The organism is uncultured Veillonella sp. (assembly GCF_934230905.1).
GTDB lineage: Bacteria > Bacillota > Negativicutes > Veillonellales > Veillonellaceae > Veillonella.
On record NZ_CAKQFJ010000020.1, the window covers coordinates 1 to 12,766 of the forward strand.

General features: G+C 38.4%; 12 protein-coding genes and 1 tRNA gene. 2 read left to right on the top strand and 11 right to left on the bottom strand.

The features are described 5' to 3' along the window. Positions 1-113: 113 nt before the first annotated feature. The 3 genes from Q0E20_RS06585 to Q0E20_RS06595 all read right to left on the bottom strand — a co-directional run bounded on the left by Q0E20_RS06585 (position 114) and on the right by Q0E20_RS06595 (position 1,458). Positions 114-188: transfer RNA gene (locus Q0E20_RS06585), tRNA-Arg, on the bottom strand. A 139-nt stretch (positions 189-327) separates the two neighbouring features. After that, entirely contained in the window at positions 328-786 is a 459-nt protein-coding gene (locus Q0E20_RS06590) for a low molecular weight protein-tyrosine-phosphatase (protein ID WP_295998057.1), read from the bottom strand. A gap of 36 nt (positions 787-822) precedes the next feature. Then, positions 823-1,458 carry a flavodoxin family protein gene (locus Q0E20_RS06595; protein ID WP_295998059.1) on the bottom strand — a complete coding sequence of 212 codons (636 nt, stop codon included), beginning with the start codon at positions 1,456-1,458 and terminating at the stop codon, positions 823-825. Between the two features lie 160 nt (positions 1,459-1,618). Here Q0E20_RS06595 and Q0E20_RS06600 point away from each other — a divergent pair, with 160 nt between their 5' ends. Further along, positions 1,619-1,873 carry a type II toxin-antitoxin system Phd/YefM family antitoxin gene (locus Q0E20_RS06600; RefSeq protein WP_295998062.1) on the top strand — a complete coding sequence of 85 codons (255 nt, stop codon included), beginning with the start codon at positions 1,619-1,621 and terminating at the stop codon, positions 1,871-1,873. 115 nt (positions 1,874-1,988) lie between these two features. Here the strand turns inward: Q0E20_RS06600 and Q0E20_RS06605 are convergent, their stop codons facing one another. The 7 genes from Q0E20_RS06605 to moaC form a co-directional block, all read right to left on the bottom strand. Next, positions 1,989-4,235 carry an autotransporter outer membrane beta-barrel domain-containing protein gene (locus Q0E20_RS06605; RefSeq protein WP_295998064.1) on the bottom strand — a complete coding sequence of 749 codons (2,247 nt, stop codon included), beginning with the start codon at positions 4,233-4,235 and terminating at the stop codon, positions 1,989-1,991. A gap of 151 nt (positions 4,236-4,386) precedes the next feature. Continuing rightward, positions 4,387-5,109, bottom strand: a complete 723-nt coding sequence (locus Q0E20_RS06610) for a DUF4198 domain-containing protein (protein ID WP_295998066.1) — start codon at positions 5,107-5,109, stop codon at positions 4,387-4,389. A 265-nt stretch (positions 5,110-5,374) separates the two neighbouring features. Beyond that, positions 5,375-7,186: a translational GTPase TypA gene (gene typA, locus Q0E20_RS06615; protein WP_295998069.1), complete on the bottom strand. Its 1,812-nt coding sequence runs from the start codon at positions 7,184-7,186 to the stop codon at positions 5,375-5,377. A gap of 214 nt (positions 7,187-7,400) precedes the next feature. Then, positions 7,401-8,333 carry a UDP-N-acetylmuramate dehydrogenase gene (gene murB / locus Q0E20_RS06620; RefSeq protein ID WP_295998072.1) on the bottom strand — a complete coding sequence of 311 codons (933 nt, stop codon included), beginning with the start codon at positions 8,331-8,333 and terminating at the stop codon, positions 7,401-7,403. After that, positions 8,305-8,673 carry a YlbF family regulator gene (locus tag Q0E20_RS06625; RefSeq protein WP_295998075.1) on the bottom strand — a complete coding sequence of 123 codons (369 nt, stop codon included), beginning with the start codon at positions 8,671-8,673 and terminating at the stop codon, positions 8,305-8,307. The genes murB and Q0E20_RS06625 overlap by 29 nt, the downstream gene beginning before the upstream one ends. A gap of 67 nt (positions 8,674-8,740) precedes the next feature. Then, the gene (gene trmL, locus Q0E20_RS06630) at positions 8,741-9,226 is read right to left on the bottom strand and encodes a tRNA (uridine(34)/cytosine(34)/5-carboxymethylaminomethyluridine(34)-2'-O)-methyltransferase TrmL (RefSeq protein ID WP_295998077.1); all 486 of its coding nucleotides are present in this window, start codon (positions 9,224-9,226) and stop codon (positions 8,741-8,743) included. Between the two features lie 110 nt (positions 9,227-9,336). After that, positions 9,337-9,849, bottom strand: coding sequence for a cyclic pyranopterin monophosphate synthase MoaC (gene moaC, locus Q0E20_RS06635; protein WP_295998079.1), 513 nt, complete (start codon positions 9,847-9,849; stop codon positions 9,337-9,339). Between the two features lie 105 nt (positions 9,850-9,954). Between moaC and Q0E20_RS06640 the strand changes: the two genes are divergently transcribed. Further along, positions 9,955-10,632 (top strand): metal-dependent hydrolase, encoded by a 678-nt coding sequence (locus Q0E20_RS06640; protein WP_295998082.1) that lies wholly within the window; start codon positions 9,955-9,957, stop codon positions 10,630-10,632. A gap of 470 nt (positions 10,633-11,102) precedes the next feature. Here Q0E20_RS06640 and Q0E20_RS06645 read toward each other — a convergent pair whose 3' ends face one another. Continuing rightward, entirely contained in the window at positions 11,103-12,740 is a 1,638-nt protein-coding gene (locus Q0E20_RS06645) for a VWA-like domain-containing protein (protein ID WP_295998085.1), read from the bottom strand. Positions 12,741-12,766: the final 26 nt, after the last annotated feature.

Here is a 12,766-nt window from a genome sequence, read left to right on the forward strand (position 1 = left end):
GAATGAGCTACATATGTCTACAGATTTTCCAACTTATTGGGATTAGTCACACACACTTTTTGTCCTATAACCCTAAAAAAGGCTTCTCGAAATTTCGAGAAGCCTTTTGCTATTGGTGCGCCTAGCAGGATTCGAACCTGCGCACCCGGTTCCGGAGACCGGTGCTCTATCCCCTGAGCTATAGGCGCATGAATACTTAAAAATTATACCATATAACGCTATCATTCGATAGTGTAAAGTATATGAAGCTATTAGCCTTATAAGAAAGCCCTCAACGTTATATCTAATTCAAATAACATTGAGGGCTCATTACATTAGCCTTTTTGCTTATATTTGCTCCTTAATCAACTCTAATAGTGCATCGCAACTACAACTTATATCATCATAGGTTTCATCAAAATTTCCCGTATACCAAGGATCCTTTACGTCACGGCTTTCACCAATAAAGGTCATAGCCTTATACACCTTATGGTCAACATCATCACCGATAATGCGACGCAAGTTTCGTGCATTATTTTCATCCATGATGATAAGGTAATCAAATTTACGGTAATCATCAATCGTCACTTGACGAGCTTTACGACGAGTATAAGAAATCCCCATTTCATCTAGCTTTTGCTTAGTCCCATAATGGGTATCATTTCCTATCTCCTCACGAGATGTGGCAGCAGATTCGATATAAATAGAATCAGTCAAACCTGCCTCGTTAACGATATGCTTCATATAAAACTCTGCCATCGTAGAACGACAAATATTTCCGTGACAGATAAATAAAACATTAACCATTATATCTCCTTTAACACCACACCAAGTGCCGAATTATTAACGAACAAAGTTCGTAGATACTTTTTTCTCTGTATCTGGATATGATACACCGTGTTCCTTAGCCACTGTAAAGCTACGCATCATCCAAATCATATTACGTGCAAGGTTACGCATCGTTTGCATACCTTCCTCATCTTGCTTAGCATCTTCTGCTACTAGGCCATGGCTAATATTCCAATACGTAGAACCTGCAATCGGCATTTGAGAAATACCAAAATATTTATTAAGCACATCAAAGGAGGCCGTTGTACCACCACGTCGAGCTACCGCAATGGATGCACCCGGCTTAAAAGCAAATGGATTTGGTGTTACATTTTCTGCACTGAAAAACACACGATCTAAAAAGGATAAAATGCGACCACTTGGATGTGCATAATATACAGGTGTAGCAAAAATAAATCCATCTGCATCCTTCGCTTTTTCTACAAATGCATTTACATCATCATCCTTAAATACACATTCGCCATGCTCAAAACAATAGCCACATTGAATACAATCACGAATAGGTTTATTGCCAAGTTGAATAACCTCTGTATCTACATTAGCATCACTAAATACCTTTTGTACCTCTTGTATAGCTTGCATTGTTGTACCATTTACATGGCTACTACCATTTACGATTAAAACTTTCATATTCTATTCTCCTAATTCTTACTTAAGAAGTTGTATAAGTTCTAGTTTTTATATATTAGCATAGAAAAATGAATTTGTTAAATTAATAAATTTTCTTTCTGTAATACACTAATTATGACATAATAAAGGCATAATTAAGATTATTTTAGGAGGTGGAAATATGCCAAGAATAATACCTATGAAAGACTTACGCAATACAAATGAAATCATGGATATGTGTAAGGAATCTAATGATCCTATTTTCGTTACAAAAAACGGATACGGTGAACTTGTTGTTATGAGTATGGAAGCATACGAATCACTAACACGCTCTAACGAAATCGATAAAGCAATAACACAATATGAATCAGATATAGCTAATCATGTGCACGGAAAAGATGCCCGAACCCTCTTTTCAGAATTAAAGGAGGAATAACAAAAGCTATCAGTTAATGATATAAAATCAACTGATAGCTTTTTAGTATTAAGAGGCTGTTTTGTTACAGCCTCTAGCTTTAAACTACAAAATAATTAGGTAATGTATTATTCAATTAGAAGTTATGTCGTACTCCCGCATCAATACGCCATGTATTATCTATAGTAGCACCAAAGTTTTTAGTGAATGTGCCATATAAATATGTGCTTGGACGAACGCTCCAGGAGCCCCCAATTTCAGCATCAAGCCATGTATCTTTCAAATCAAGTTCTGTATTTACTGTTGGATTACCTGGTGCGGAATAGGTTGTATTCATCTTACCAGAAAATTCATGAGCCAATGCTAGTTTTGCAAAGATATTGGATTTTTGTGTTTCTCTACCAATGCCAAACCCCAATCGACCTACAGCAGAGTTAACAGCGTCAGCTTTCACATGCATAGAGCCACCACCAACAACATTAGCATCATAGGATACGCCGTTCAAACGACCTACAATAAATTCTACACTAGGATCAATGTAGAAACCATTTTGTTTCTTAATACGTTTACCGTATTCAGCACTTAAAGAGGTACCAAATGTATGATAATCCCCATTCAATTGATGTCCCCCTACTGAGTAAAGTTTGTAATTATTGGACAAGCGGTTTCCACGAGCGATGATATCTAAGTAACGTCCATCATCATGTTGTTTTGTACCATAAAACGCAATACCACCAATTTTACCGTCTCCATTGCCAACGGCATAGGAGTTGCTAGATGTACTGTAATCTAGAGCACCACCAAGGGTCCAACCATTGGATACCTTATGATCATAACCAACTTGTGCACCATTATATGTCATATGAGTATCGGCACCATCTGTCATTTTAGATTTGCCACCGATGTATTTAGCCCATATCCCTTGATTCGTATTAGACAAACGAAGATCCCCTAAACGACGTTGTAAATCGTTCGTATTATTACGCCAAGCCATCGCTGTAGATGCAAGAGCAGATTTCGTACCGCTTACCAACGAAGATTCACTAGCATGTGTTACAGTCGCAGTATCAGTAACAACAAGATTACCTTGTGCATCAAATGCATTTGTACCAAGTTCAGTAATAGCAGCCGGTCTTGTAATACCTTCATTAACTTGAACAGCTGTAGCTAGTTTCTTATCATTTCCCGTATATTGCAATTTATTAGCTAACGATTTCATTTCTGCACGATAACTTGCATCATCAGTCAAATTCTTAGTACTATCGCCTTGTACGGTAATATGGCTATTATCAGCAGCATGTTGAATAACGATCTGACCTTTGCCAGCTTCACTCGCTGACGCGCCTGTTTTGTAATCAGCATTTACAAAACCACTATAGTTTTGAATCGTAATAGGACGAGCATCGATAGGATGAATAATACCTGCTGCTGTTGGATTTGCGCCACCTACAAGATTACGAACTTTACTCCCCTTATATAAGTATGCTGCATTATCTCCTGATGGACGTTCTCGTTTTGGTGTAGGTCGATCCTTACCAATCCATTCATTATTCCAAATAGCACCATTTTGTAAATAAATATCGGCACCAGAATTATGCGGATTTTTATTACTTTCAGCATATTCATTTAAAACAGCACCAGTAAGACTAGAATTAGCTGTTGTAAAAGCTAGTCCCACATTTGTTGGCGCTTCATTATGATTTGGATCACGACCATAATCTTTATCAATTAACCCTACATTACCAATAGCCACTAAATCTTTCATCCCTGGGTGTTTACCATCGGTACCTGCATTAACATATACATCACCCTCTTCTGCCACAACAGAATAGGTATCTGATGTTTCAACAGGATGCGTCATAATACGACCACCGCCATCCACGATAATATGGCCTCGTTGATTAGCTTGTAATCCTACCCCGACAGCATCAATATCTACATTACCTTTAACATGAATATTGGTATCCCCATAGTCTCTCTCAGGATTATCCTTATTAAGACGTGGCACCTTACCGCCATAACCAGCATACACAGCACTCATATAATAATGTCCCAATTCATTTTTAGAGGCTGGTGCATCATTTTTTAATCGGACAATAAGATTTTTATCTACAGTCAATTGAGATCCAAATACATTATAAATCCCTGTTACATTTTTAGTTCTACCTTCCTCAGTCAAGCTTTTACCATGTACATTTACGGTTAACGTATCTTCTATATGTTTAACCTCAGGTTGCGTTTGCACGGGAGAACCCATCGATAAACCAAGTAATTCTTCTGCTTTATCACTCGATACATTAATATCGGTAGCCATTGCAGAATAAGACATTCCTGTTAATACTAATGCAGCCATCACTGCTGATACATGACGTGTAATTTTCATAATTCTCTCTTTCCTATACGATGCTTATAATCCTCTCACTAGATTACATAAAATCTTATAGCACCTAAAAAACACAGAAAGACCCCCTTAGTCCAACTAAGGAGGTCTTTTATTAACTCACACACTCGGTAAGTACTAGAAATACTAATTATTATTCTTCAGGAGAAATAAGGAAGGACAATGCGCTAAAGTATTTATTTTGTTCCCCTTTATTTTGTGTAGGGAATGCAACTTCAACGCCCACTACATTTAAGCCATCAGCAGTAACCGCTACAGTAGCTTTACCGTTTTCATCCGCTTTAGCTTCACCAGTCAAATCATTTACTAAATCTTTAATAAGAGGTGCATTGGCATATGGTTTACCATTTTTAAATACTTGGATTTCATATGTATCACCTTTTCTTAAAGTCAATGGATTAACAGAAGGTACAATTTGAATAAATGCATTTTTATCTACAAATGGTTTAGCTTGTGCATTCCAGTAATGAATATCATATTTGATAGCATGAGTACTCTTAACAGCACCAGGAACTTCTGTGATTGGTTTATGAATTGTTTTACCATCTTTAGTCTTAGTCCAGTAACCATAATCAAAATTTGTTACTGTCACACCAAGATCTGCTGGTGGAACAATAGCTATATTTTTTTCATGTTTAACAACTTGTACTGGAATTTGTTTGCCTTGTACATCATATCCAGTAATATTTTTTACCATATCTGCACTATAGGCATTATCTACAGGACCTTCACCTAATACAAGTACTTTTTCATCTGTACGGTTAGCGAAGAACACACCATGTGCATCAACAGAAGAGCATACAAAACCTGTCGCTAAACCTACAGCAAACAAAGAAGCTAACAATTTCTTATTCATAAGAACCTCCACAATCAATAATATATATCAATAAACTTGCTATCATTATACATCGTTATTTACATTTCGTACATACTCATACCCCTATAAGCAAGCTATTATGCGTACTTTGTATATTAAAGCATTACTATGCTAATCAGTTATAGTTGATAAAATTATCATAAAACTTTCATGCCGATATAATAAAAGAGGATATTTAGGCTTTATTATAATATAAAAAGGACACTCCAAACAGAGTGTCCTTTCCATATATCAAGTGAAGATATTATTTTTTATTTTTAGCAGCTTTCGCACGTGCGTTACGATCGAGAATTGTTTTACGCATACGAATGCTTTCAGGTGTTACTTCAACAAGTTCGTCATCGTTGATCCACTCAAGAGCTTGTTCCAAGGAGAAGATACGAGGTGGAGTCAAACGAACTGCTTCGTCAGAGGAACTAGAACGCATGTTAGTAACATGTTTTTTCTTACATGGGTTAACGTCCATATCAAGTTCGCGTGTATTTTCACCGATAACTTGACCTGCGTACACATCTTGGTTAGGACCAACGAACAATGTACCACGGTCTTGAACGGAGTTCAAGCCATATGGTGTAGTTTCACCATTTTCGAATGCTACCAAAGCACCGCGTGTACGAGAAGGAATTTCGCCTTTGTATGGTGCATAACCATGGAATACATGGTTCATGATACCATTACCTTTTGTAGCTGTTAAGAATTGTGCACGGAAACCAATCAAACCACGTGCAGGAATTACGAATTCCATACGAAGGTAACCCGCCAACTCAACCATATTAGTCAATTCAGCTTTACGTTGACCAAGATTTTCCATTACAGTACCCATAAATTCTTGAGGTACATCGATAGTCAATGCTTCAAGTGGTTCACACAATTTATCATTAATAGTTTTGAAAATTACGCGAGGTTTACCTACTTGTAATTCATAGCCTTCACGGCGCATAGTTTCAATCAATACAGCCAAATGCAATTCGCCACGACCAGATACTTTGAATGCATCTGCAGAATCAGTTTCTTCTACCTTCATAGAAACGTTAGTTTCTACTTCGCGGAACAAACGATCACGCAAGTGACGGGATGTAACAAATTCACCTTCGCGACCTGCAAATGGAGAGTTGTTTACAGAGAATACCATAGACAATGTTGGTTCGTCGATGGAGATGGATGGTAATGCTTCTGGATTTTCAGCATCTGCTACTGTTTCACCGATATTAATATCATCAATACCAGCAAAGGCAATGATATCACCCATTTCTGCTTCATCAGTTTCAACGCGGTTCAAACCATTGTATGTATATACACGGCCAATTTTCGCCTTACGAGTGCTTTCACCAGTCATGATAGCCACTTGTTGGTTAGTTTTCATTTTACCGCGAACGATACGACCTACGGCAATTTTGCCGATAAAGTTATCATAATCAAGTGTAGTAACCATAAATTGAAGAGGACCTTCCAAATCACCTTGTGGTGCAGGGATTTCTTCAATCAATGTTTCAAACAATGGTTCCATATTTACCGCTTCGTCATCCCAGTTAGTTTTAGCCACACCAGCACGAGCAGACGCGTACACTACAGGGAAATCGAGTTGGTCATCATCTGCTTCAAGTTCCATGAACAATTCAAGAACTTCATCTTCAACCTCTTTAACACGTTGGTCAGGACGGTCGATTTTATTGATAACTACGATTGGTTTCAATTTTTGTTCTAATGCTTTACGTAAAACGTATTTAGTTTGAGGCATTGGACCTTCGTAAGCATCTACGAGAAGCAATACGCCGTCAACCATGTTAAGTACACGTTCTACTTCACCACCGAAGTCAGCATGGCCTGGAGTATCAACGATGTTGATTTTGATGCCATCATGCATAACTGCAGTGTTTTTAGACAAGATAGTAATACCACGTTCACGTTCCAAATCATTGGAGTCCATTACGCGTTCTGCTACCTTTTCATTTTCACGGAACACATGGCTTTGTTTTAATAATGCGTCCACCAAAGTAGTTTTACCATGGTCAACGTGGGCAATAATCGCTACATTTCGAAGATTTTCGCGAATCATAAGATCCTCCCTTTAATTCCTTCAGTATATTCTATATCACATAGCACTTATAAAAGTCGCTATATAGGTATATTCCCAAAATTGGCAACACTTAATTATAACGTAACTAATTCAGTCATGTCAAAGAAAACACTATAAAAAAGATTTCTTATGAATCCATTCGAAAAAAAAGGTAATGATACATAAGAAATCTTGTATGAGTATTTAGTTTGTATTAATCTTCACCAATCATGCGTACTTCTGGTTCAAGATGTACACCATGTTGGTCGTACACGCGTCGTTGCACTTCTGCAATCAAATCGAGCACGTCCTTCGCACTAGCACTGCCTGTATTAATAACAAAGCCTGCATGCTTATGAGATACTTGTGCATCCCCTACAGATAATCCTTTGAGCCCGGTTTGTTCAATCAACGTCCCTGCAAAATACCCTGGTGGGCGTTTAAAAGTAGAGCCAGCACTAGCAAATTCTAAAGGCTGTTTTGACTCACGTTTTTCTGTAAGTTCATCCATTCTAGCCTTAATGGCATTTTTATCGCCTGGTTTAAGCGTCATAATTACTTCGCCAATAACCTCATGATTATCATGGAATACACTATGACGATACCCAAAATCTAAGTGAGATGCATCATATTCTTTGATATTACCTTGAAAATCTACAGCTCGTACTGCCGTGACTACATGGCTCATTTCCCCATCATAAGCACCTGCATTCATAAACACGGCACCCCCTAATGTACCAGGAATACCAATAGCAAATTCAAGACCAGTCAAGCCATTTTCCCAGGCAAACTCGGATGCGTCCTTTAGCATATATCCTGAACCAATGCACAATGTATTATCATTACAGTCCATAATTTGTGTCATATGTCGAACCGATACCACGACACCGCGAATGCCACCATCCTTCACAAGAATATTGGACCCGCAACCGATAATAGTAACAGGCACATCAAATTCATGAATGGTGTGAAGAGCAAAGCTCAATTCGGCCATCGTAATCGGTTCAATAAATAGGTCCGCAGGGCCACCAATTTTAAATGTCGTATGATAACGTAAATATTCATCTTCTCGTACACGTGTACTTGGTAATTTTTCCAATAAAACCGTTTGTAAGGCCTTAATGTTGTGGTTGTTGTTTTTCCCCATGATCTAACACTTTCATCCCCTCAGTGATTGGTTCGCTAATGATTTTATAAATATCATTAGATACTTGGCTCCAACGCATTTGCGCTTGCAAATAATTTGCAGCTGCAGTATTTGCTTGAATTTGAGGCATCAATTCCTCTTGTTTCTTTTGCAAATCATCCGCTTCAGGCGCTCCGGATAACTTAGCATATTCCCATTGCATTTGTTGAGCCATAAATGTGCGCACCAATGCAGTTGCTTCTGCGTCAGCTTTTACAGCCTCTTGCGCTTGCATCAAATCTTTATACTCTTCAGATTCACGCATTGCGTGTGCTAAATCGTGGGCTTTATCGTAATTCATATTCATTCCCCCTATTACATACACTATTCTTTATGAAAGCGAACTTTCACGAACATCATTCATTATTTTACTTATGGCTAATCCAATTGCCTACTTCTTTCAAATCTGGATAATCCAATTGACGCATAGCTTCATAGGCAATGATAGCTACAGAATTAGATAGATTCAAAGATCGTGCGTCTTCTACCATCGGAATGCGAATGCACGTTTCTTCATTACCTTCTAATAAACTTTCAGGTAAGCCTCTAGTTTCAGGACCAAATACGAGCATATCACCGATTTCATACTTCACATCAGAATGCACATGTTTAGCCTTCGTAGTAGCATAAAAATAACGACGATCAGGATATTTCGCATATAGTTCTTCTATATTTTCATGTACCTGTACATCTACCAAATGCCAATAATCAAGGCCTGCCCGTTTAACGTGCTTATCATCAATAGAAAAGCCTAATGGTTTAATAAGGTGCAAGGTCATATGGTTTGCCGCACAAAGGCGTGCAATATTACCGGTATTACCGGGAATCTCCGGCTCATATAATACAATTTCCATTCTATTCCCTCTATTCTTATATCTATATTATTCTACCTAATCTAAAGGGTGTATTCAAGTAGTGAATTCTATTTTCTCTATTAAGACTAAAAAGTACTACGCTACAAACCTTATTCACCGCTATTGCGAATAAAATGTCCGCTCTTGCCACCATCTTTTTCAACGAGATAAGTTGGTCCCATAATCATTCCCTTATCGATAGCCTTACACATATCATACACAGTAAGTAACCCGACTTGAACAGCCGTAAGGGCTTCCATTTCTACACCAGTTTGTCCCGTCGTCTTAACAGTAGCCATAATTTTAATAGCTTTATTATGTGTATCAGTTGTGAAAGCCGAACTTTTACCATCAATAAGATGGCAGTGAACCTCTACCTTCGTCAGCATCAAGGGGTGACATAAAGGAATGAGGTTACTCGTTTGCTTAGCCCCCATAATAGCTGCTAATTGAGCAACAGACAAAACATCGCCCTTTTTCATCGTTCCACCTTGAATACGCTCATAAATAGCATCGTTAATAGCAATAAAACCTTCTGCTACCGCAATGCGATGCGTATGGTCCTTCTCGGACACATCCACCATCCACGCATTACCTTGTTCATCAAAATGTGTTAATTCCATAATATTTCCTTATTTTATGTATAAATGTACATCAATAGTTTTACTTTTTCCATTTCTATTATACAATATAATTAAATTAGTATATATGAGGAAGGAAGTGTTCCTATGAAAACAAAATTAACTTATTTCGGCCATGCGTGCTTTATGCTAACAAATGGTGATGTATCCATGATTTTTGACCCATTCTTGACAGGCAATACATGGGACGTAGCAAAAAAAGAAGATATTAAATGCCAATACATCTTCGTTAGCCACGGTCACGATGATCACTACGGCGATACTGATTTTATCGCTAAAGCTAATGATGCACTCGTAATTTCTACAGCTGAAGTAGCAGGTAAAGCTGCCGCTGCAGGTTGCCGTACACATGCTATGCACCTTGGCGGTAAATATGACTTCGAGTTCGGTTCCGTTCGTATCGTACCAGCATTCCATGGCGCTGGTATACCTGGTGGCCACGCAGCAGGTTGTATTGTCAACTTCTTCGGCGACATCGTATACTTTGCAGGAGACACAGCCCTCTTTAGCGACATGAAATTATTGAACCGCTTTGGCGATATTGACTACGCACTTCTCCCTATCGGCGATAACTACACAATGGGCGTTGAAGATGCAGCCCTTGCCGCTAGCTACGTAAAAGCACGCATCTCTATTCCAATCCATTACAAAACATGGCCTGTTATCGACCGCGAACCAGGTGTATTCACAAGTCTAGTAGAAGGCAAATACAACCAAACCGCTGTTATCATCGATCCAGGTTCTTCTATTGAATTAAATAGCTAATTTAATGTGTGTGACAAAAACAGCCCCCAAACTCCTCCACCGGCTTTTTCTTCGCCCCTCTGGGGCTCAGGCCAAAGTCAGAGTTTGGGGGCCATTTTTGTCATTCCCCCTTGGTAATTTATCCATTATAAAACTAATACAGATAAATCAATAGATTGCTTACACCCCCCATGTAAGCAATCACTTAACAATCTTTGCGACCTAAATAAATAGAACGTTCAAGGGGGCTCGGTGGCTTTCAAAATCTGACTTTGGCCCACCATCTTTTTACCACCTATATAAGCAGTAACTTAACAATCTCAATAGACTAAATTAATAGAGACGCTCATGAAGGACGCAATGATTTCTAACATCCGACTTTGGCCCTGCGAAGCCCGAAGGGCGTAGTCAGACCCGGCCGGTGGAGGATGTTAGGAATTGTTGCGTCCTTCGCCGTAAATATAATCTATATTGAGATTGTTAAGTACTGATTACTCCTGATTTGCCATGGAAAACCCTGATCGACTGCTCATTCTCACAAATTCATCAATGTCTTGTGTTTCATCAACTCCTACATAGCCCATTTCACGGACTATACCGTGTGGATTATGCACTGATAATTGTGGTGCAGAGCCCGTAAGCACCCATAATACTTTATACCCTTTTGGTACATCACGAAGGTAATCCTCGCCTTTACCATCCGTAAAATATACGACTAAATCTACATGATGTTGATTCGCCAAAGAAAATACTGGTGAAAATGCAGTTGAACCGCGAACATCAAGTCGTGGTTTTACATCTTTTACAGTTTCCATTGTATAGGTACGACGTACTTCATTATCACATTCTACAATGGTTATACGATGATTATAGGCATGCACAATTTGTAATACTTGTTCTAGCGCATTCGTAAATTCTGTATCTATAATACTACCACTCATATCAAGAGCTACCCACACATTTGCCTTATGTTGGCGTAATGTACCAGATAATTCCAAACGCTCCGGCTGACGACGATTGCGACGCATCGTCGTTTTTTTATGTCCACTGGCCACCTTACCCATCAATTTTTTTAGATAAAAATACCAAGGTAATGAACGTCGCGTTTTTCGGAATGTATCGATAAGACTTTTTACATATCCTTCCATATTCCCTTTCGACGATTCATTGATATAACGTTCCGTGATTTTATCCATCGTTTCTGTATCAATAGCATCAGATTCATCCCAAATATCATGACTCGAATTGGCATTAAATTCCATCGCCACAATTTGACTAGAATCCTCAACAGATACAAATAAATCCGGTTTTTCTTGCATTGCCTTATCAATAGCCTTCGCATAATATTCCAAAGTGCGGAAGCGCTTTAATAAAAGACCATATCTTGCATTGACATTAGCCACAGTAATCGCATCACGATCAACATATTCTAAATAATCGTTAACAACCATATCCATAGCCATATGAACCGCTTTTTTATTAAATCGTTGACTGAGTTCTTTGACCCGCATCAAATGGGCCGATATAACATGCAATATTTCTCGTTTAATACCATCCTTCATTACATCTGGTGGTTGTCGCAACATAATAAACGGATTTACATATAAAACATAACCACCACGTTTGAGATTCACACCAAAAGCACTCGTCATATCTAGACGTACTTGATGAGCCATTTGTAAATAAAAATAGCCAAAAAATTGATCCTCATCAAGCAGTAAACTATTAACATCATGTAATGTATGCCATAAACGCTGTTCGTATCCATCTGCTAAGACATGTTGTGTCAAAATCTCTAAGTCGGTACCCTCTCCATCATATAGTTCCGTCAAGCCCTTACCTATCGTACCAATATGACTATCAGACATATTGTGATTGACCATATCTACCGCAATCTCTTCCGCATGTTTCTGATGTACTGTATGTTCATCTACATATACTTGATAGCGAGCATATAATTGCTCATACAAAGCATCTGCATCACGAGCAATCTGATTACGTTTTCTATGCCATCTATCTAATGCTTTGATAGCCTCTTCATCATAACGTCCAGTCTTTTCCCATCCGTCTATATGAGTGAGCAGGTCAGATGCGTCCCGGATATCGTCTTTATCTAAATTTCGATTCATAATTCCTACCTGTCATATACTTTTTT

Excerpts from the sequence above, each read along its gene's own strand:
- Q0E20_RS06590 (WP_295998057.1), bottom strand. The coding sequence starts at position 786 with ATGGTTAATGTTTTATTTATCTGTCACGGAAATATTTGTCGTTCTACG.
- Q0E20_RS06595 (WP_295998059.1), bottom strand. The coding sequence starts at position 1,458 with ATGAAAGTTTTAATCGTAAATGGTAGTAGCCATGTAAATGGTACAACA.
- Q0E20_RS06600 (WP_295998062.1), top strand. The coding sequence starts at position 1,619 with ATGCCAAGAATAATACCTATGAAAGACTTACGCAATACAAATGAAATC.
- Q0E20_RS06605 (WP_295998064.1), bottom strand. The coding sequence starts at position 4,235 with ATGAAAATTACACGTCATGTATCAGCAGTGATGGCTGCATTAGTATTA.
- Q0E20_RS06610 (WP_295998066.1), bottom strand. The coding sequence starts at position 5,109 with ATGAATAAGAAATTGTTAGCTTCTTTGTTTGCTGTAGGTTTAGCGACA.
- typA (WP_295998069.1), bottom strand. The coding sequence starts at position 7,186 with ATGATTCGCGAAAATCTTCGAAATGTAGCGATTATTGCCCACGTTGAC.
- murB (WP_295998072.1), bottom strand. The coding sequence starts at position 8,333 with ATGGGGAAAAACAACAACCACAACATTAAGGCCTTACAAACGGTTTTA.
- Q0E20_RS06625 (WP_295998075.1), bottom strand. The coding sequence starts at position 8,673 with ATGAATTACGATAAAGCCCACGATTTAGCACACGCAATGCGTGAATCT.
- trmL (WP_295998077.1), bottom strand. The coding sequence starts at position 9,226 with ATGGAAATTGTATTATATGAGCCGGAGATTCCCGGTAATACCGGTAAT.
- moaC (WP_295998079.1), bottom strand. The coding sequence starts at position 9,849 with ATGGAATTAACACATTTTGATGAACAAGGTAATGCGTGGATGGTGGAT.
- Q0E20_RS06640 (WP_295998082.1), top strand. The coding sequence starts at position 9,955 with ATGAAAACAAAATTAACTTATTTCGGCCATGCGTGCTTTATGCTAACA.
- Q0E20_RS06645 (WP_295998085.1), bottom strand. The coding sequence starts at position 12,740 with ATGAATCGAAATTTAGATAAAGACGATATCCGGGACGCATCTGACCTG.